General features: G+C 69.6%; 16 protein-coding genes and 1 pseudogene. 13 read left to right on the top strand and 4 right to left on the bottom strand.

Annotation, left to right across the window (positions count from 1 at the left end; translation table 11 throughout):
• The 5 genes and pseudogenes from QR78_RS23150 to QR78_RS23170 form a co-directional block, all read left to right on the top strand.
• Positions 1–284: pseudogene (locus QR78_RS23150) on the top strand (6-hydroxynicotinate reductase); the annotation flags it as partial.
• Positions 281–748, top strand: coding sequence for a MarR family winged helix-turn-helix transcriptional regulator (locus QR78_RS23155; protein ID WP_048429946.1), 468 nt, complete (start codon positions 281–283; stop codon positions 746–748). The pseudogene QR78_RS23150 and the gene QR78_RS23155, both read left to right, overlap by 4 nt.
• A 4-nt stretch (positions 749–752) precedes the next feature.
• A complete protein-coding gene (locus QR78_RS23160) occupies positions 753–1,607 on the top strand; it encodes a UPF0280 family protein (RefSeq protein ID WP_048429947.1) in 855 nt (284 codons plus the stop codon).
• A complete protein-coding gene (locus tag QR78_RS23165) occupies positions 1,604–2,182 on the top strand; it encodes an amino acid synthesis family protein (RefSeq protein ID WP_048429948.1) in 579 nt (192 codons plus the stop codon). Before QR78_RS23160 ends, QR78_RS23165 begins: the two co-directional genes overlap by 4 nt.
• A 266-nt stretch (positions 2,183–2,448) precedes the next feature.
• Entirely contained in the window at positions 2,449–3,513 is a 1,065-nt protein-coding gene (locus QR78_RS23170; protein WP_082171513.1) for an alpha/beta fold hydrolase, read from the top strand.
• A 177-nt stretch (positions 3,514–3,690) separates the two neighbouring features.
• Here QR78_RS23170 and QR78_RS23175 read toward each other — a convergent pair whose 3' ends face one another.
• Positions 3,691–6,837 (bottom strand): multidrug efflux RND transporter permease subunit, encoded by a 3,147-nt coding sequence (locus QR78_RS23175; RefSeq protein ID WP_048429950.1) that lies wholly within the window; start codon positions 6,835–6,837, stop codon positions 3,691–3,693.
• A 17-nt stretch (positions 6,838–6,854) separates the two neighbouring features.
• On the bottom strand, positions 6,855–8,009 hold the full coding sequence (locus tag QR78_RS23180) for an efflux RND transporter periplasmic adaptor subunit (protein WP_048429951.1): 1,155 nt from the start codon (positions 8,007–8,009) through the stop codon (positions 6,855–6,857).
• Positions 8,010–8,084: 75 nt separating this feature from the next.
• On the opposite strand from QR78_RS23180, the gene QR78_RS23185 reads away from it, so the two are divergent.
• Together QR78_RS23185 and QR78_RS23190 are read left to right on the top strand one after the other, a co-directional pair.
• Positions 8,085–8,618 carry a TetR/AcrR family transcriptional regulator gene (locus QR78_RS23185; protein ID WP_048429952.1) on the top strand — a complete coding sequence of 178 codons (534 nt, stop codon included), beginning with the start codon at positions 8,085–8,087 and terminating at the stop codon, positions 8,616–8,618.
• Between the two features lie 120 nt (positions 8,619–8,738).
• Positions 8,739–8,945, top strand: coding sequence for a hypothetical protein (locus tag QR78_RS23190; RefSeq protein ID WP_048429953.1), 207 nt, complete (start codon positions 8,739–8,741; stop codon positions 8,943–8,945).
• A 602-nt stretch (positions 8,946–9,547) separates the two neighbouring features.
• Here the strand turns inward: QR78_RS23190 and QR78_RS23195 are convergent.
• Positions 9,548–11,566 carry a protein meaA gene (locus QR78_RS23195; protein WP_048429954.1) on the bottom strand — a complete coding sequence of 673 codons (2,019 nt, stop codon included), beginning with the start codon at positions 11,564–11,566 and terminating at the stop codon, positions 9,548–9,550.
• Between the two features lie 193 nt (positions 11,567–11,759).
• Here QR78_RS23195 and ccrA point away from each other — a divergent pair, with 193 nt between their 5' ends.
• From ccrA to QR78_RS23215, 4 genes are all read left to right on the top strand, one after another.
• Entirely contained in the window at positions 11,760–13,070 is a 1,311-nt protein-coding gene (ccrA, locus tag QR78_RS23200) for a crotonyl-CoA carboxylase/reductase (RefSeq protein WP_048429955.1), read from the top strand.
• A 120-nt stretch (positions 13,071–13,190) separates the two neighbouring features.
• Positions 13,191–13,793, top strand: a complete 603-nt coding sequence (gene leuD, locus QR78_RS23205; RefSeq protein WP_048429956.1) for a 3-isopropylmalate dehydratase small subunit — start codon at positions 13,191–13,193, stop codon at positions 13,791–13,793.
• Between the two features lie 262 nt (positions 13,794–14,055).
• On the top strand, positions 14,056–15,255 hold the full coding sequence (locus tag QR78_RS23210; RefSeq protein ID WP_048429957.1) for a lytic murein transglycosylase: 1,200 nt from the start codon (positions 14,056–14,058) through the stop codon (positions 15,253–15,255).
• 194 nt (positions 15,256–15,449) lie between these two features.
• Complete coding sequence (locus QR78_RS23215) at positions 15,450–15,827, top strand: hypothetical protein (RefSeq protein ID WP_048429958.1); 378 nt, start codon at positions 15,450–15,452, stop codon at positions 15,825–15,827.
• A 3-nt stretch (positions 15,828–15,830) separates the two neighbouring features.
• Here QR78_RS23215 and QR78_RS23220 read toward each other — a convergent pair whose 3' ends face one another.
• Positions 15,831–16,694 (bottom strand): S49 family peptidase, encoded by an 864-nt coding sequence (locus tag QR78_RS23220; RefSeq protein WP_048429959.1) that lies wholly within the window; start codon positions 16,692–16,694, stop codon positions 15,831–15,833.
• Between the two features lie 285 nt (positions 16,695–16,979).
• Between QR78_RS23220 and QR78_RS23225 the strand changes: the two genes are divergently transcribed.
• Positions 16,980–17,312, top strand: coding sequence for a hypothetical protein (locus QR78_RS23225; RefSeq protein ID WP_244276229.1), 333 nt, complete (start codon positions 16,980–16,982; stop codon positions 17,310–17,312).
• Positions 17,313–17,899: 587 nt separating this feature from the next.
• Positions 17,900–19,042: an HD domain-containing phosphohydrolase gene (locus QR78_RS23230; protein ID WP_048429960.1), complete on the top strand. Its 1,143-nt coding sequence runs from the start codon at positions 17,900–17,902 to the stop codon at positions 19,040–19,042.
• Positions 19,043–19,837: the final 795 nt, after the last annotated feature.

Genomic DNA, 19,837 nt, shown 5'->3' on the forward strand with positions numbered 1-19,837 from the left:
CGAGGGTGACGATGGGCGGCGCGCCTGTCACGGTCTGGCCCGGCGGCGGCATCACCGTGATGGCCGACGTGACCCGGCTGCCGAAGAACGCCTTCGGCTCGGTACCGACGCCCGCGATCGTCGCCCCGATCGAGTTCACCCTGCCGCGCGACCTCTATGCACGGCTCGGCGGCCATGACGGCGACGTGGTGGCGATGACGGACGTCCTGCGCGAGGTCGGGCCGGAAGCCCGGATCGACCCGTGGAATCCCGACCATCCCTGGCCCGCCGCGGAGGTCGCATGACCGCTACCCAGCGGCGCGAGGCGCCGCCCGAGATCGACGCCGAGGCGATCCGCCTCTACCGGGTCGAGGACCAGATCGGCTACCTGATCCGGCGGGCGCACCAGCGCGCCTCCGCAATCTTCGAGACGGTGATGCGCGACTTCGGCGTCACGCCGGTGCAATACGCCGTGCTGTGCAAGCTCCACGACCTCGGGCCGACCTCGCAGAACCAGGTCGGGCGCCATGTCGGGGTCGATCCGGCGACGATGTTCGGCGTCGCCCGGCGGCTCGCCGCCCGCGGCTACGTGCAGCCGCAAGCCGACGACACCGATGCCCGCCTGGTGGTGCTGGCGCTCACCCACGAGGGTGTCGGGGTGATCGAGGCGATGAAGAGCCGCGGCGCCGAGGTGACGGCCCGCACCCTCGATCCCCTCTCCCCCGACGAGGCGGCGGACCTCGTTCGCCTCCTCGCCCGGCTCGGCTGAGCGCATGGACGGGCCGGCGCACCAGCTCCTGGCAGATGGGCGGCTGCACCTGCAGCACGGCCCGATCGACCTGGTGCTGCGCGGCTTCGGGGCCGAGTCGGCGGTGGCCGAGGCGCACCGGACCGCCGTCGCGCGCTTCGCGACGGTCCTGGGCGAGCTCGTCGGCGAGTTGCCGGAGTTGCGCAAACCCATGAGCGGGCGGCCGCGGGTCGAGGGCAGGATAGCCCGCCGGATGGTCGCGGCGTGCCGGCCGCACAAGGAGTTCGTCACCCCGATGGCCGCGGTAGCGGGCGCCGTCGCCGACGAGATCCTCGCGGCGATGTGCGAGGCCGCGCCCCTCGACAAGGCCTTCGTCAACGACGGTGGCGACATCGCGCTCCACCTCACCGAGGGCGAGACCCTGGCGATCGGCGTCGCCGCGGATTTCTCGCGCGGCCCGGTGCCCGCGGTGAACGGCCGGGTGACCTTGCGCCACCAGGACGGGATCGGCGGCATCGCCACCTCGGGGCGGCAGGGCCGCTCGTTCTCCCTCGGGCTCGCCGATTCGGTGACCGTGCTCGCCCGCGACGCCGCCACGGCGGATGCCGCCGCGACGCTGATCGCCAATGCCGTCGACCTGCCCGGGCATCCGGGCGTCGCGCGGGCGCCGGCCACCGAACTCGACCCCGATTCCGACCTCGGGCCGCGTCTCGTCACCGTCGCGGTGCCGTCCCTGTCGCCGGAGGAGATCGCCACCGCCCTGGAGGCCGGCCGAAGCCGGGCCGTCGCGATGCGCGCCGCCGGCCTGATCCGTTCCGCCGCCCTGATGCTGCAGGGCCGATCCATCGTCCTTCAAGATTCAAGGGAGATTCGCCCATGATCGAGGTCCGCAAGATCGTCGTCACCGTCGAGGAGGTCCGTCACGACGGCGGGCCGGCGCTCGACACCCCGATCCTCAAGGGCTCCGTCGCCTGCCTGGTGAGGAACCCCTTCGCCGGCCGCTACGAGGCCGAGATCACCCCGATGATGGATGCCTTGAAGCCGCTCGGCGTCGAATGCGCCCGCAAGCTCCTCGACGCGCTCGGCGGCGATCCCGGCCGGATCGAGGCCTACGGCAAGGGCTCGCTCGTGGGCGCGTCCGGCGAACTGGAGCACGGCGCGCTCTGGCACGTCCCCGGCGGCTACGCGATGCGCGAATTGCTCGGCCAGGCTCTCGCCATCGTGCCGTCGATGACCAAGGTCGGCGGCATGGGCGCCAGCCTCGACGTGCCGATCCACCACAAGGACGCGGCCTATGTCCGCTCCCATTTCGACGGGGTCACCGTGGCGGTGGCGGACGGCCCCCGGGCCGACGAGATCCTGTTCGCGCTCGCCATGACCACCGGCGGACGCCCGCATGCCCGGGTCGGCGGACTCGAGAAGGACGCCATCGCCAAATGGGACGGGCAGCGCTGATCGGCGCGTGAGGCCGCGCCGGGGCGACAGGCCCCGGCGGGACGCACGATGCGTCAGGAGGCCGGCCAGCGCGAACCCATCGGACCACTGCGGCGTCGGATCGACGGCGCGAGGGGAGCGCTGTCGCGATTCTCCGTACAGGACGTCCGCCCCCGCCGCGGCGGTTGCCCGCGCCCGCCGCGGGCGCGATACTGGCTTGGCCGGACAGACAAAACGGGCCGGACGCATAAGAAAACGATGCTCGGGAGGATACCGGAATGCGCGTCATGACCCTGTTGCGGACCGCCGCGGCGGGCGCGGCCCTGTCGCTGATCGCTCTCGCGGCGGTGGCCGCCGACTACCCGGCGCCCCGGGAGGGCGACTGGACGGTCAAGGACTTCAAGTTCCACACCGGCGACGTCCTGCCGGAGCTGCGGCTGCACTACACCACGGTGGGAGATCCGAAGGGCGAACCGGTGGTCGTCCTGCACGGCACGACCGGTTCCGCGGCCAGCATGCTGACGCCCGGCTTCGCCGGCGAGCTATTCGGTGTCGGTCAGCCGCTCGACGCCAGCAAGTATTACATCGTCCTTCCGGATGCGATCGGCCACGGCAAGTCGTCCAAGCCGTCGGACGGGTTGAAGACGAAATTTCCGAAATACAACTACGACGACATGGCCGCGGCGCAATATCGGCTGCTCACCGAGCATCTCGGCCTCAAGCACGTCCGGCTCGTCATCGGCAACTCGATGGGCGGCATGCATGCCTGGGTGCTGGGCGTGGCGCATCCCGGGTTCATGGACGCCCTGATCCCGATGGCGTCGCAGCCGAGCGAGATGGGAAGCCGCAACTGGATGCTGCGCCGGCTCCTGACCGAGACCATCCGGCGCGACCCGACCTATGCCGGTGGCGAGTACACGGCCCAGCCGCCCGCGTTGCGGGTCGCGAACGTCTTCTTCGCGCTCGCGACCAGCGGCGGCACGCTGGCCCTGCAGAAACAGGGACCGACGGGCGAGTCCGCCGACAAGCTCGTGGACGCGCGCCTGGCCGCGCCGTTCAACGCCGATGCCAACGACTACATCTACCAGTGGGACTCGTCGCGCGGCTACAATCCCTCCCCGGGTCTCGAAAAGATCGACGCGGCCGTCCTGGCGATCAATTCCGCCGACGACGAGCGCAACCCGCCCGAGACCGGGATCATGGAGCGCGAGATGAAGCGCCTGAAGAACGGGCGCCTGTACCTGATCCCGGCCAGCACCGAGACCAGCGGCCACGGGACCACGGGGTTCGCCCGGTTCTACAAGCAGCAGATCCAGGATCTCCTGCAAGCCACCCCGAAGCGGGGCATGTAGGCGGTGCCGGGCGCGACCGGACCGACCGGCCGCGCTCCTCAATGACGAAGCAGATTTCGCCGAAGTGGTTACCGGTTCGGCGCCGAAAATCTGCGGCAAAACAAGAACCTGAGCGGGCGAAGCGTTGGCCTGCCAACGCAAGTCTGCTTCGTTCGTCCCGACGATCTCGGCTCACCCTCACCGCTCCGCGGCCTCCGTCCGACCTGCTTCCGCCCGAGCGGATCGCGAGGCCGCATCGTCCCGCCGCCGGAGGGCGGACGCGACCAGCACGTAGAAGAGCGGCGTCGCGAACACCGCCAGGACCGTCGCGGTGATCATCCCGCCGAGCACGCCGGTGCCGATCGCCCGTTGGCTGTTCATGCTGGCCCCCGTGGCGACGGCGAGCGGCACCACGCCGAGGATGAAGGCGAAGGAGGTCATCACGATCGGCCGGAAGCGCAGCGCGCAGGCCTCCAGCGCCGCCTCACGCAAGGGACGCCCCCGGGCCGTGAGTTCCTTCGCCACCTCGATGATCAGGATCGCGTTCTTGGCGGTGAGGCCGATCACCGTGATCAGCCCGACCTTGAAGTAGACGTCGTTCGGCATGTCCCGCGCCAGCATGGCGAAGACCGCCCCGACCACGCCGGTCGGCACGACGAGCAGCACGGCGAGCGGGATCGACCAGCTCTCGTAGAGCGCCGCGAGGCACAGGAAGACGCAGAACAGGGCGAGCGCCAGCAGGTAGGCCGCCTGCGAGCCCGACAGCTTCTCCTGCAGCGACTGCCCGGTCCAGGCGTAGTCGAAGCCCGGGGGCAGCTGGGCGGCCAGGCGCTCCATCTCGGCCATGGCGTCGCCGCTGGCGTATCCGGGCGCGGCGCTGCCCGAGATCTTGATGCTCGGATAGCCGTTGAAGCCGACGACCTGCGACGGCCCCATGGTCCAGGAGACCCGGGCGAAGGAGCGCAGCGGCACCATCTGGCCGGCGGCGTTGCGCACGAAGAGGTCGAGCAGGTCCTCCGCCTTCATCCGGGCCGAGGCCTCGGCCTGCACGATCACCCGCTGCATCCTAGCCTGATTGGGAAAGTCGTTCACATAGGCCGAGCCGAGGCTCGTCGAGAGCGCGTCGTTGATGTCCGCGAAGGTGACGCCCAGCGCGCTCGCCTTCTGCCGGTCGAGGACGAGCTCGATCTGCGGGGCGGTCGGCAGGCCCTCGACGTAGGTTCCGGCCAGGACCGGGCTCCGGCTCGCCGCGGTCAGGAGCTGGTCGCGGGCGGCGGCGAGGGCGGCGTAGCCCTGCTGCGCCTTGTCCTGGAGGCGGAAGGAAAAGCCGCTCGAATTGCCGAGCGCCTCGATCGCCGGCGGCGACAGCGACATGGCGATGGCGTCGGGCAGGCCGCCCAGCGCGGCGTTCGCCCGCGCGCTCACCGCCTCGGCGCCGTCGCCCGAGCCGCGCTCGGCCCAGTCCTTGAGCGTCACGAAGGCGATCGCGGCGTTCTGGCCCTGGCCCGAGAAGCCGAAGCCGAGGAGCGTGGTGCGCCCCGCCACCGCCGGCTCGGCGCCGAAATGCGCCTCGATCCGCTCGACCACGTCGCGGGTGCGGGCGGTGGCCGATTCCGGCGGGGTCTGCGCGTCGACGATGACGTAGCCCTGGTCCTCGATCGGCAGGAAGCTCGACGGCATCCGGGCGTAGCCCCAGCCCAGGGCCGCGACGAGGGCGGCGTAGACGAGAAGCGAGCGCAGAGGCCGGCGCAGCATCCCGGCGACGCCGGCCCGGTAGGCGCGCGTCCCGGCCCGGAAGCGCCGGTTGAACCAGCCGAAGAAGCCCGTGCCCCCGTGCCCGGGAGCGACCGGCTTCAGCAGCGTGGCGCAGAGCGCGGGCGTCAGCGAGAGCGCCAGGAAGGCCGAGAACGCGATCGAGGTCGCCATGCTGACGGCGAATTGCCGGTAGATCACCCCGACCGAGCCGGGGAAGAAGGCGAGCGGCACGAACACCGCGACGAGAACCGCGGTGATGCCGACGATCGCCCCGGTGATCTGGCCCATCGCCTTAGCGGTGGCGTCCTTCGGCGCCAGCCCCTCCTCGGCCATGATCCGCTCGACGTTCTCGACCACCACGATCGCGTCGTCGACCAGGATGCCGATGGCCAGCACCATGCCGAACATGGTGAGCACGTTGATCGAGAAACCGGCCGCCAGCAGCGCGCCGCAGGTGCCGGCGAGCGCCACCGGCACCACGATCGTCGGGATCAGGGTGTAGCGGAGATTTTGCAGAAACAGGAACATCACCGCGAAGACGAGCGCCATCGCCTCGGCGAGCGTCATCAGGACCTTCCGGATCGAGACCTCGACGAAGGGCGTGGTGTCGTAGGGCACGGTGACGCTGACATTCGCCGGCAGCGTGCGCTGGAGCTGGGCGATCTTCGCCTTGACGCCGGTGGCGGCCGCGAGCGCGTTGCCGCCGGGCGCGAGCTGGATGCCGATGCCGGCGGCCGGGCGGCCGTCCTGGCGCGTCTGCATCGCGTAGGACTGGGCGCCGAGGCGTACCTCGGCGACGTCGCGCAGGCGGACCAGCGAGCCGTCCGGGTTGGCCCGCAGCACGATCTCCTCGAACTCGGCGACGTCGGTGAGCTGGCCCTTCACCAGCACGCTCGCGGCGATGCGCTGGTCGTCCCGGGCCGGCTGGGCGCCGACGAGGCCGGAGGCGACTTGCGCATTCTGCGCCCCCACCGCCGCCGTCACGTCCCCGGGCGTCAGGTTGAAGCCGACGAGCTTGGCCGGATCGATCCAGATCCGCAGGGCCTTCTCGGACGAGAACAGGGTGGCGCGCCCGACCCCCGGCACCCGGCGCAACTCGCCGAGCAGGCGCCGCGCCGCGAGGTCGCCGAGGTCGCTCTCGCTCAAGCTGCCGTCGCGGGAGGTCACCACGACGAATTGCAGGAAGCTGGTGCTCGCCTCCTCGACGATCACGCCCTGCTGGGTCACGGCGCGGGGCAGCCGCGCCTCGACCCGCTTGATCCGATTCTGCACCGCGACGGTCGCCTTCGACGGGTCCGAGCCCGGCGCGAACGAGGCCATGATCTGGGCCTGGCCCGAGGTGTCGCTGGTCGATTCGAAGTACATCAGCCCCGGGATGCCGTTCAGCTCCTCCTCGACGATCCGGGTGACGCCGTCGTAGAGCCGCTCGGGCGGGGCGCCCGGAAAGGTCGCCGTCACCTGGATCATGACCGGGGCGACGTCCGGGTACTGCGAGACCGGCAGGAAGATGATCGCGATCGCGCCCACCAGCATGATGAAGATCGAGATCGCCCAGGCGAAGATCGGGCGCGTGATGAAGAAGCGCGTCATGGCCGGTCGTCCTCTCGTCAGGGCTTCGCGGCGGCGCTGCGGGCACTGCGCCAGGGCAGCGGGGTCACCGCCAGGCCGGGCTGGATCCTCTGGAAGCCCTCGACGATCACGGTCTCGGCCGGCTGCAGGCCCTCCTCGACGATCCAGCCGGCATCGGTCAGGGCGCCGACGCGCACCGGCCGCAGGGTCGCCGTCCGCTCGGCGCCGACGACGAAGACCTGGGCCACGCCGGCGCTCGAGCGCTGGATCGCCTGGGCCGGCACCACCACCGCCCCGGGCCGTAGGCCGAGTGCCAGCCGCACCCGAACGTAGGTGCCCGGCAGGAGCGCGACGTGAGGGTTCGGGAAGGTCGCCCGCAGGGAGACCTGCCCGGTGCCGGGATCGACGCCGACATCGGTGAAGACGAGCCGTCCGGCATCGCCGTGGAGCGACCCGTCGGGCATCGCGAGCCGCACCTCCGGGCCGTCCCGGCCGGCCGCCCGCTCCGCGAGGAGGCCGGCCTCGGAGGCCGCGGCGTTGAAGTCGGCGAAGATCGGGTCGACCTGCTGGATCAGCGCCAGCTTCGTCGCCTCGCTCTGGCTGACGAGAGCGCCCTCGGTGACCAGCGCCCGGCCGATGCGGCCGGAGATCGGGGCCCGCACGGTGGCGAAATCGAGGTCGATCCGGGCGCGGGCGAGCTGGGCCCGGGCGCTCGCCACGTCGGCCTCGGCCTGCCGCAGGGCCGCGGTGGCGATGTCGGCTTGAGCCGTACTGGCGGCCTGCTTCTCCAGAAGCGTCCCGGTGCGCTCGGATTGGCGCAGGGCCTGGATCCGGGTCGCCTCGGCGCGGTCGAGGGCGGCGGTCTTCGCGTCGACCTCGGCCCGGTAGACCGCCGGGTCGATGCGGAACAGCACGTCGCCCTTCCGCACGAGACTTCCCTCCGCGAAGGTCCGCTCCTGGATGATGCCGGCGACCTGGGCCCGGACCTCGGCGACGCGGGTCGGGACGAGTCGTCCCGGCAGGTCGACGAGGCGCGGCACGCTCGCCGCCTCGGCGCGCACCACCGAAACCTCCGGCGCCGGAGCCGCGGCGGCCCTCGCATGGTCGTCGCCCGCGGGCTTGCAGGCGGCCGCGGACAGGCAGAACAAGGCGGCGAACGGCAGAAGCCCGAGGGATCGGCGCGGGGACGGCATCTGACCTCCGGTCGGTTGCGCGGTACGAGGCCCGCGTTTAATTCCATACGTATGGATTGAAAAGGGGGGTGAGGGATGGGGCGTCCGCGGACGATCGACCGGGACAAGGTGCTGGAGGCCGCCGAGGCGATCGTGCTGCGCGAGGGCGCCACGGCCCTGACCTTCGAGGCGGTCGCCAAGGCCTCGGGCATCACCAAGGGCGGCCTGCAATACTGCTTCGGCACCAAGGACGATCTGGTGGCGGCTTTGGTCGAGCGCTGGATGACGGCGATGGATGCCGAGCTCGCCGAGAGCCTGCCGCAGGGGGCCGACACCCTGGCGCAGACCCGCCACTACATCGCGGCGGCCGGCCGGATCGACGAGGCGACCCAGACCCGGATGGTCGGGATGCTGGTGACGCTGCTGCAATCCCCCGCGCATCTGCAGCGCGTCCGCGACTGGTATGCCGGCTGGATCGCGAAGTTCGACCCGACCTGCGATGCCGAGCGCCGCGCCCGCACCGCCTTCTTCGCCGCGGAGGGCGCGTTCTTCCTGCGCAGCCTCGGCCTCGTGGCGATGGACGGGGCGGCCTGGGACGAAGTGTTCGCCGACATCCTGACGCTGCGCTGAGGCGAGGCGCCCGCGCCCGCACGCGAGATCACCGGTCCCGGGTGAGCGGGCTTGCGCTGGATCAAGGCCCCCTCCCCCGGGCCCGGCCATCATGGTGGCCGTCCACGAGGAGAAACCGCGATGACGACGGCCGTGACCAGCGCGAGCGTGACCGGACACCCCGCCCTGACTCGAATGAAGAACGAGGCCCGCCCGCTCACCGCACCCCGGGCCGCGGCCCCGGTCGAGGACATCTCGCGCTATCGCACGATCGACAGCCCGCTGGCCCTCGGCATCGCGGCGGCGGCGTCGGTGGTGGTCACGGTCCTGATGCGGATCGTTCTCTGACGGCGGTCGCGCGGTCCGAGTACCCGCACGGCCGTTCGAGTCGCGGCCGTGGATTCTCGCAGTCGGCGATCCCCGGAGGCGGCCCGCGAGGTCGGTCCATCTCCGACGAATCGCGAGCCCGGCTGACCGTCCATTCGCGGACGTGAAGCCTGCCGCCTCATCCCGGGGGCGCGACAGCGGAGCCCGGAATCCAGAATCTCAGGCGGGAGAGGACCAGGAGGAACGCAATCAGCCCTCTTCTGAATCGTCGGCGATGCCGGATCTCGGGCTCCGCTGCGCGGCAGGGGACGACCAGGGATGTATCAAGACTATCAAGTGCGTCGATCAGACTCCGAGAGCCAGTTCGGCCGATCGACATACCCTATCCCACTATCAACCTCATCCTGAGGTGGAGGGTAAGATAGAAAATCCCCTCGCGCTTATGTCGTTGCAAGTCAAACAGACTCTGACAGACGCGACCGCTGCCGAATATATTTCTCCCATCGGCGATCTCATCCCGAATCATCGGTCGATTACAGATCGACCAACCTCGAAGAAGGCCTCCAGACGACGCATCGATCTCTGGAGGCCGCATCGGGCAAGAGCGGACCCGACGCGCTGCCTCAGAACACCTCCTCGCGCCGCGGCTCCGCGGCTTCCGCGTCCCGGCGGGCGATGGCGCGCTCCACCACCTTGGCGAGGCCGACCATGATCGTGTCGAGGGCATAGTCCTTCGGGGTGTAGACCGCCGCGACCCCCATGTTCTTCAGCACCAGCTCGTCCTCCGACGAGATGATGCCGCCGACGACGACCGGGATGTGGTCGAGACCCTCCTGGCGCAGGCGGGCCCGGACCTCGCGCACCAGCGGGACATGCGAGCCCGACAGGATCGACAGGCCGATGATGTGGGCGTTGCGCTCCCGCGCCTTGGCGACGATCTCGGCCGGGGTCTGGCGAATGCCGTCGTAGGTCACGTCGAAGCCGACATCGCGGGCGCGCAGCGCGATCTGCTCGGCGCCGTTCGAGTGGCCGTCGAGGCCGGGCTTGCCGACGACGAGCTTCGGCGCCTCGCCCAGCCGCTCGCCGAGATCGGCGACGAGGAGGCGCGCCTCCTCGGCCGCCCCGGAGGTCGCGGTCTCGGGCGTCACGCCGGTCGGCGCGCGGTACTCGCCGAAGACCTGGCGCAGGCGCTCGCCCCACTCGCCGGTGGTGACGCCCGCCTTGGCGCAGGCGATCGAGGCCGGCATCACGTTGCGGCCCTCGCGGGCCGAGGCCTCGAGCTCGTCGAGCGCCGCCGCCACCGCGGCGGCGTCGCGCTGCGCGCGCCAGGCCTTGATGCGGCCTTGCGCCTCCATCTCGACCGTCTCGGAGACGGTGAAGATCGACCCGTCGCCGGAGGTGAGCGGCGAGGGCTCGCCGTTCTGGAACTTGTTGACGCCGACCACGACCTGCTCGCCGCGCTCGATCGCGGCGATGCGCCGGGCATTCGATTCGACGAGCGCCCGCTTCATCAGGCCGGTCTCGATCGCCGTGACCGCGCCGCCGAGCGCGCCGATGCGGGCGAGCTCCGCCCGGGTCTCGGTCTTCAGCGCCTCGACCTTGGCATCGATGGCGACCGAGCCGTCGAAGATGTCGTCGTATTCGAGAAGGTCGGTCTCGAAGGCGAGGATCTGCTGCATCCGCATCGACCATTGCTGGTCCCAGGGGCGCGGCAGGCCGAGCGCCTCGTTCCAGGCCGGCAGCTGCACGGCGCGGGCGCGGGCGCGCTTCGACAGGGTGACGGCCAGCATCTCGATCAGGATGCGGTGGACGTTGTTCTCGGGCTGCTGCTCGGTGAGCCCAAGCGAGTTCACCTGGACGCCGTAGCGGAAGATGCGCTTGCGCGGGTCGTCGATGCTGTAGCGGTCGCGGGTGATCTCGTCCCAGAGGTCGCAGAACGCCCGCATCTTGCAGATCTCGGTGACGAACCGCATGCCGGCATTGACGAAGAACGAGATGCGCCCGACCACGTCGGCGAAGCTCGCCTCGTCGAAGGCGGGATCGTCCCGCACCGTGTCGAGGACCGCGATGGCGACCGCCAGCGCGTAGGACAGCTCCTGGACCGGCGTCGCTCCCGCCTCCTGCAGGTGGTAGGAGCAGACGTTCATCGGGTTCCACTTCGGAACCTGGCTCGTCGTGAACAGGATCACGTCCTTGGTGAGCCGGAGCGACGGGCCGGGCGGGAAGACGTAGGTGCCCCGCGACAGGTATTCCTTGATGATGTCGTTCTGGGTGGTGCCCTGCAGCGCCGAGAACGGGGCGCCCTGCTCCTCGGCCACCGCGAGGTAGAGCGCCAGCAGCCACGGGGCCGTGGCGTTGATGGTCATCGAGGTGTTCATCTGCGACAGCGGAATGTCCTGGAACAGGGTCCGCATGTCGCCGAGATGCGCGATCGACACGCCCACCTTGCCGACCTCGCCGCGGGCGAGCTCGTGGTCGGGATCGTAGCCGGTCTGGGTCGGCAGGTCGAAGGCGACAGAGAGGCCGGTCTGGCCCTTGGCGAGGTTGCCGCGGTAGAGCGCGTTCGATTCGGCGGCCGTGGAATGCCCCGCATAGGTGCGGATGATCCACGGCTTGTCGCGCTTGACCTCCGGTTCGCCCATATCCGCCCTCGCCCTCGTTGACCGGCCCCGTGGGCGACGCCCACTCGTTCCCGGATGGTAGACACGCCCGGGTTCATCGTCACCCTTGACCTAAGGCTGACAAGTCCGGGCGCCCGCCAAAAGGGCTATGGACGCCCCCTGGAACGACGCTAGAATTCACGGTGCAGTGCAATATTGCAAGGGAGGGACCACGATGGCTGCGAGCGCCGCTCTGGATCCGGTGTCGAAGAGTGGGTCCCCGAAGGGCGGGACCGAAATCAAGGATCTCTACGAGATCGGGGAGATTCCGCCGCTCGGCCACGTCCCGTCGAAGATGTATGCCTGGGCGATCCGGCGCGAACGGCACGGGCCGCCGGAAACCTCGATGCAGATCGAGGTCCTGCCGACCTGGTCCATCGGCGACGACGAGGTGCTCGTCCTCGTGATGGCCGCCGGCGTCAACTATAACGGCGTCTGGGCCGGCCTCGGCGAGCCGATCTCGCCGTTCGACGTCCACAAGGCGGCGTTCCACATCGCCGGATCGGACGCCTCGGGCATCGTCTGGGCGGTCGGCGCCAAGGTGAAGCGCTGGAAGGTCGGCGACGAGGTCATCGTCCACTGCAACCAGGACGACGGCGACGACGAGGAGTGCAACGGCGGCGACCCGATGTTCTCCTCGACCCAGCGCATCTGGGGCTACGAGACGCCGGACGGCTCCTTCGGCCAGTTCTGCCGGGTGCAGTCGCGCCAGCTGATGAAGCGGCCGCAGCACCTGACCTGGGAGGAGAGCGCCTGCTACACGCTCACCCTGGCCACCGCCTACCGGATGCTGTTCGGCCACGCGCCGCACACGATCAAGCCGGGCCAGAACGTGCTGATCTGGGGCGCCTCGGGCGGCCTCGGCGTGTTCGGCGTGCAGCTTTGCGCCGCGGCCGGCGCCAACGCCATCGCGGTGATCTCGGACGATTCGAAGCGCGACTACGTCATGAGCCTGGGCGCCAAGGGCGTCATCAACCGCAAGGACTTCAACTGCTGGGGCCAGCTGCCCAAGGTCAACTCGCCCGAGTTCAACGAGTGGACCAAGGAAGCCCGCAAGTTCGGCAAGGCGATCTGGGACATCACCGGCAAGGGCAACGACGTCGACATCGTGTTCGAGCACCCGGGCGAGGCGACCTTCCCGGTCTCGGCCCTGGTGGTGAAGCGCGGCGGCATGGTGGTGTTCTGCGCCGGCACGACCGGCTTCAACATCACCTTCGACGCCCGCTACGTCTGGATGCGCCAGAAGCGCATCCAGGGCTCGCACTTCGCCCATCTGAAGCAGGCCGCCGCCGCCAACCAGTTCGTGATCGACCGCCGCGTCGACCCGTGCATGAGCGAGCTCTTCCCCTGGGACAAGATCCCCGAGGCCCACACCAAGATGTGGAAGAACCAGCACGCGCCGGGCAACATGGCGGTGCTGGTCAACTCGCCGCGTCCGGGCCTGCGCACCTTCGACGACGTGCTGGAGCTGTCGGGGTCGCGATAGCGACCCGCTCGCTCTGACGCCGGGCGCGCTTCCCGCCGCACCGGCGAGTTGCTAGAACACCTCCGAACTGGCGCCGCGCAGGTCCCTCCCGCGCGGCGCGCATCTCGGACGAAGCGACCCATGGAAAAGTTCACCGTTCTGGAGGGCGTCGCGGCGCCGCTGCCGATCGTCAACGTCGACACCGACCGCATCATCCCCAAGCAGTATCTCAAGACGATCAAGCGCACCGGCCTCGGCAAGGGCCTCTTCTCCGAGATGCGCTACCGCGACGACGGCTCCGAGAACCCGGACTTCGTCCTCAACCAGCCGGCCTACCGCAACGCCAAGATCCTGGTCGCCGGCGACAATTTCGGCTGCGGCTCCTCGCGCGAGCACGCCCCCTGGGCGCTGGCCGATTTCGGCATTCGCTGCATCATCTCGACCAGCTTCGCCGACATCTTCTTCAACAACAGCGCCAAGAACGGCATCCTGCTGATCACGGTGTCGCCGGAAGACCTGGAAAAGCTCCTCGACGACGCGGGCCGCGGCGCGAACGCGACGCTGACGATCGACCTCGAGAACCAGCTGATCAAGGGGCCGGACGGCGGCACGCTGCACTTCGACATCGATCCGGCGCGCAAGCACAACCTCATCAACGGCCTCGACGATATCGGCCTGACCCTCGAGAGGGCCTCGTCGATCGACGCCTACGAGCAGAAACTCGCCGAGCGGCCCTGGGCCTGAGCGCCCACGCGGGTGGGCTGACCGCCTTGCAACTCTCCCTGTCATCCCGGGGCCGCGCTGCGGAACCCGGGCCGACATCGAGAGGCAACGGCCGACGCCGGCCGGGTGACCAGCGACTGGCCTCGGAAAAATAATCCCGCCCGGCCGGTGGGCCGTTCGTCGCGGCCGATCTCCCGTCGGTCGCCGGGTTCGTCAGGTTTTCCTTAACCCTGATGACGCCCTATTCCGGTGCTTGGATCGGCGAAACGGGAGAGATTTCTGCATGACGCGGCGCGCGACCCTCAAGGCCGCCACCCTGCTCTGCCTCGCCGGCCTCGGCCTGCCCCAGGCGGCGCTGGCGGATTTCCGCTCCTGCCTCGCCGGACTCGGCCAGGAGGCCGCGGCGGCCGGCGTGTCGCCGGCGGCGTTCCAGACCGCCACCGCCGGGATCAGCTTCGACGACAAGGTCATCGAGCTGTCCCAGGCCCAGCCCGAGTTCAAGACGCCGATCTGGGACTACATGGCCGCCCTCGTCGACGACGAGCGGGTCGATGACGGCCGCGCCGCCATGCGCCAGCACGCCAGCGCCCTGGCGCTCGCCGAATCGCGCTACGGGGTCGACCGCTACACCATCGCGGCGGTGTGGGGCGTCGAATCGAATTTCGGCAAGAACCTCGGCAAGATGCCGCTGGTCCAGTCCCTGGCGACGCTGGCCTGCGGCGGCACCCGCCGGCGCGACTTCTTCAAGGGCGAGCTGATCGCCACCCTCAAGATCATCGACCGGGGCGACATCGCGCCCGAGCGCCTGACCGGCTCCTGGGCCGGCGCCTTCGGCCAGACCCAGTTCATGCCGACGACCTACCAGCGCCTCGCCGTCGACCTCGACGGCGACGGACGGCGCGACGTGGTCGATTCGGTGCCGGACGCGGTCGGCTCCACCGCCAACTTCCTGCGGGTCGCCAAGTGGCACAACGGCCAGCCCTGGGGCTACGAGGTGCGGCTGCCCCCCGGCTTCAACGTCTCGGCCGCGGGCCGCAAGAACAAGAAGCCGGCGGCGCATTGGGCCTCGCTCGGCGTCACCCGGCTCGACGGGCGGCCGCTCTCGGCCGAGGGGCCGGTCGGTATCCTGGCCCCCGCCGGCGCCAACGGCCCGGCCTTCCTGGTGACCAAGAACTTCGACGCGATCTACTCCTACAACGCCGCCGAGTCCTACGGGCTCGCCATCGCGGTCCTGTCCGACCGGCTTCGCGGCAAGGCCGGCGTGCAGACCGCCTGGCCGACCGACGACCCGCCCCTGTCCCGCGCCGAGCGCCGCAGCCTCCAGAGCGCGCTCACGGCCCGCGGCTACGATGTCGGCGAGCCCGACGGCAAGGTCGGCGCGAAGACCCGCGACGCGATCAAGGATGTCGAGCGCCGCCTCGGCATGCCCCAGACCGGACGCCCCGGCGCGAAGGTGCTCGAAGCGCTCCTGCGCGGCAACTGAGGATCATCCCGCGCGCCGGGTGGCCGAGGCGGCCCGGCGCGACACCGAGAGCATTTTCGACGACGAAGCGGATGCCGGTTCGTCGTCGAAAATGCGGCTAAATCAAAGACCTAGAGTGCTTCGCGATTGCAACGCGATCGTGAAGTGCCCTAGCCTGCGACGCAGAAACGCCGCGTGGGAGCAGTCCTTCAGCGATGCGCAGCCTGTTCGTCCTCGTCAGCATCGTGGTCGCCCTGGGCTTCGTGGTCACGGGGCTGATCAACGGTCTCGACGACCGGGCGCTCGCCCGCAGCGAGCGCGAGGCCGAGATCCGGGTCGGCACCGCCGTGGCGGACGCCGCCCGCCGGCTCGGCCTGGCGCCGGACTGGGTCGCCTATTGCCGGGCCGAGACCCGGCGCAAGCTCGCCACCTACCCGAAGGACGGCTCGATCCCCTTCGGCCTGCGCTACTCCACCGCCGAGACCGACGAGGTCGAGCGGGCGATCCGCGAGCGCGAGACCTACGAGCGCCAGGACCAGATCCTGTGCCTGACGCTGCTGCCCGCGAGCCTGCGGGAACCGGCTTCGCCCTGATCCCTACAGCCCGTAGCGCGCGAAGGCGGCGCGCTCGTCGAGGGCGGCGAGCGCGCCCTCGATCGCCGCGATGCCGACCGCGCCCGGCTCGCGCCGGCGCAGCAGCCGGGCGAGGAGCCCCCCGCGGGCCTGCTCGATCAGCGGCAGCCGCACCGTGTCGCCGAAGCGCGCCCGCAATATCGAGCGCACGTCGCCGTGGCCGTCGACGAGGCCGAGCGCGAGACCCTGGCGCCCGGTCCAGACCGCGCCGGAAAACAGCTCGTCGGGATCGCCCGTGAGGGCCGGCCGGCGGCTGCGGACGAGGTCGGTGAACATCGCCTGCACGTCGGCCTGGATGGTCTTGAGACGGGCGACGTCGTCGGGGTTCTCGGGCCGGAACGGATCGAGCATCGCCTTGGCCTTGCCGGCGGTGTGGACCCGGCGCTCGACGCCGAGGCGCTCGATCAGGCCGGTGAAGCCGAAGCCCGCCGAGACCACCCCGATCGATCCGACGAGGGAGGCCGGATCGCAGAAGATCTCGTCGGCCGCACAGGCGATCATGTAGCCGCCCGAGGCCGCCACGTCCTCGACGAAGGCCAGAACCGGCACCTCGGCCTCCGCAGCGAGCGCCCGGATGCGGTGGAAGATCAGATGCGACTGCGCCGCCGAGCCGCCGGGCGAGTTGATGACGATCGCCACCGCCCGGATGCCCTTCATGCCGAAGGCGCGCTCGAGCGCGGGCGCGCAGGCCCCCAGCGACAGGCCGGCGCGCAGCGGCGAGACCGCCCCGATCGCACCGCTCAGGCGCACGACCGGCACCACCGGATGGCGACGGGCCCAGCGCTCGGGCAGGAGGGCGCGCAGGGCGCCGAAGGGCCGGAACGGCATGAGGCGTGAGATCTCCGAACGGGGCAACCCGAGAGGTATGCGGGCCGCCCGCCTCCGGCAAGCAACCGTCGTTGCCGCAGGGGCCGCCGGTCTCTCACCCGATTCTCACGTTTGCGGACGCCGTCGATTGAAGCGGAGCCGTCGGGGTCTAGGTGTGACGGGAGCGCCCCTCGGTCGTCGGGCGGGCGTCCCGCCGCATCCGGCGGGTCTTTCCGTGTCTCGTTGTCCATTCGCTAGACGGGGCGCCGGCGATGAGCGTCGCGCCGCCCGAGGGAGACCGACATCATGCGCGCCCTACGATGGATCGGCCTGGTCCTGACTCTTCTGGTCGCCGGGATCGGGCTTGGCACCGGCCGCAGCTCGGCTGCCGCCCTGCCGACCGCCGGCGCCCTTGCCGCCGAGGCCAATCCGGCCGCACCGCTCGTCGACAAGGCCTATTACTACCGTCGCCACTACCGCTACCGCCCGTATCGCCGCTACTACGGCTACCGTCCGTACCGGCGCTACTACTACCGGCCGTATTATCGGCGTGCCTATCGCCCGTATTACCGCCGCTACTATCGTCCGTATTACCGGCCATACTACCGTCGGATCTACGGCCCGCGCTTCTACTTCTAGATCTTTTTCTACCGACGAGGTGGATGCCGGTTCGTCGCAGAAAATCCGGCAAAATCAAGGAACCAGAGATCGTCGCGATTGCAGCACGATCGTGAAGTGCTCTAACTCGTCGACGCCGTTCGTCGCCGGCCGGGTCCCTCTCGGCCGGCGATGCTCCGAGGCCCGGGACGGCCATCGGCCCGGCTGCGGCTTACGGTGCATCCGGGCGATGGATGAGCGTAAGCCTGCAGCCGTCGCCGCCAGGCGTGACGCGCGAAATCTTCGCGACGGGTTCACTCCCTAAAGTAATTACCAGACCTTTGTCGAATTATCGATCTCCTGCACATTGACTTTGCACTCGCCGATCAATGCGGACGATCGCGGACGCGGTCCTGGCTGCGCCAGACCAAGGTCGACCACAGTGAGAGCCACGTTGCCGACACTGCTTGGCCTCTTTTCCAGGCTTGTTTACTCCCAGTTAAGTTGTAAAATTCCAAACTGCCGCTAGGGAGATCGAATCCTGGTTTCGCACCTGGGCAGCCTACGAGGGCTTCCCACGCCGCGGGGTCGGCCGAAGGTCGAACGCTGTGCGCCGCGGGAGAAGACAGATGGACGTACTCGTCATCGACGACAGCCAGACGGTATTGATGCGGCTGAAACGCCTGCTCGAGCACGACCAGCAGATCTACGTCTCTGCCATCAACAACCCTCTCGTGGCACTCGACGAGGCGCGGATGCGCGCCTACGACCTGGTGCTCGTCGACTACACCATGCCCGACATGGACGGCATCTCGGTGATCCGCCAGTTGCGGGCGATCGAGCACTATGCCCAGGTGCCGATCGTGATGATCACCAGCGAGGTGAAGGACCAGGTCCGCCTCGCCGCTCTCGACGCGGGCGCCACCGACTTCCTCGACAAGCGCATGGGTCGCATCGAGCTGAAGGTGCGGCTGCGCAACGTGGTGCGGCTCGCCACGGCGGTGCGCCGGCTCGACGACCAGGCCTCGTGGCTCGCCGGCGAGGTCGAGAAGGCGGTGCGCATCCTGCGGGAACGGGAGGCCGAGATCATCTTTCGCCTGTCGCTCGCGGTCGAGTACCGGGACAACGACACCGGCGACCACACCTGGCGCGTCGCGCGCTACAGCCAGATCATGGCCGAGGCCCTGGGACTCGACGCGGAGCTGTGCCGCCGGGTCTATCTCGCTGCACCGCTCCACGACGTCGGCAAGGTGGGGATCCCGGACGGCGTGCTGCTCAAGCCCGGCCGCCTCGACGAGGAGGAGTTCGCCCTGATCCGCACCCATGCGGAGATCGGGAAGCGCATTCTCGGCGGCAGCCATTGCGCGCTCATCGGGCTCGCGGCCGAGATCGCGGAGGCGCATCACGAACGCTGGGACGGCGGCGGCTATCCAAGGGGGCTGTCCGGCGAGGCGATCCCGCTGGCCGCCCGCATCGTCGCGGTGGCGGACGTGTTCGACGCGCTGACCACCGAGCGGCCCTACAAGCGGGCGATGCCGCTGCCCGAGGCGCGCGCCTGCATCGAGGCCGAGAGCGGCCGACACTTCGATCCGGCCTGCGTCGCCGCCTTCCTGTCGCGCTGGGACGACATCCTGGCGGTCGGCGTCTCGGCGGCGGCCCGCCTGCGCGACCTGCCGGCCCTGATCGAGCCCTGGGCCCGGGTCCCGGCCCTGCCCCGCGAGGTGCGGGCCGACGCTCCGCCGCCGGTGCCGGCCCGGGTCGCGGCCGCCTGACGTAGCCGGAGCAACTCACAGGCTACCGGGACGTGGTGGTGCGCGACCTGGTGCCGGAGGCCTGCGTGACGCGCGACCGGCGCGAGTGCTGGCGCACGCCCTCGGGCGAGACGCTGGTGGCTCCTCTGCCGGCGGGTGAGATCCGCCGACAGATCGCGCCCGGCGCGCGCGATCCTGGTTCTGGATGGGGCCGGCTATCAAGGCACCACCAAGAAGCCTCGCGTGGAGGCCATTATAGATCTGTACTGATACATTTTTTATAGTATCAAATTTTTTAGTCGTCCACCGTCATGGTGCCTCCGATGTCAGTGCCGCCCTCACTGTGCGTAGCGCTCTTACGAACACTGGTCCAGGCTGACTTATGCTTCTCTCGTACATTAACACGAGCAGCGTCGGCACGCCTCCGTGAGTTTCTCCTGTAACATCTACTCGACAGGCAGGCAGACCGTCTGGGCCCCATACTTGATAGTGCGTTATGCTGCCCGCCGAGTCTGCTCGATACATAACGTCGCTCGGCGCCTGCGGCGATATACGGAAGCGCCATCCATATTGCATGCCAACATTTTTGACATCTGAACCAAGAACAGGCGGATCGATGTGACGCCCCGTCGTTGGGTCACGCCACCGACCGGTGTTTTCGTCCCACTCCGAACAACAAGTAAGTCTTAGTGGATCAATCCAATAATTAGGCCTGCCACGTATCCAGAAGCCCTTATGCCTCACAACAATCCGATTGGATCCAAACTTACATACTGCGTCGTCAACGGATCATAGTACCGGAACCGGTTGTAGACG

The sequence above is a fragment of the Methylobacterium indicum genome (assembly GCF_001043895.1).
GTDB lineage: Bacteria > Pseudomonadota > Alphaproteobacteria > Rhizobiales > Beijerinckiaceae > Methylobacterium > Methylobacterium indicum.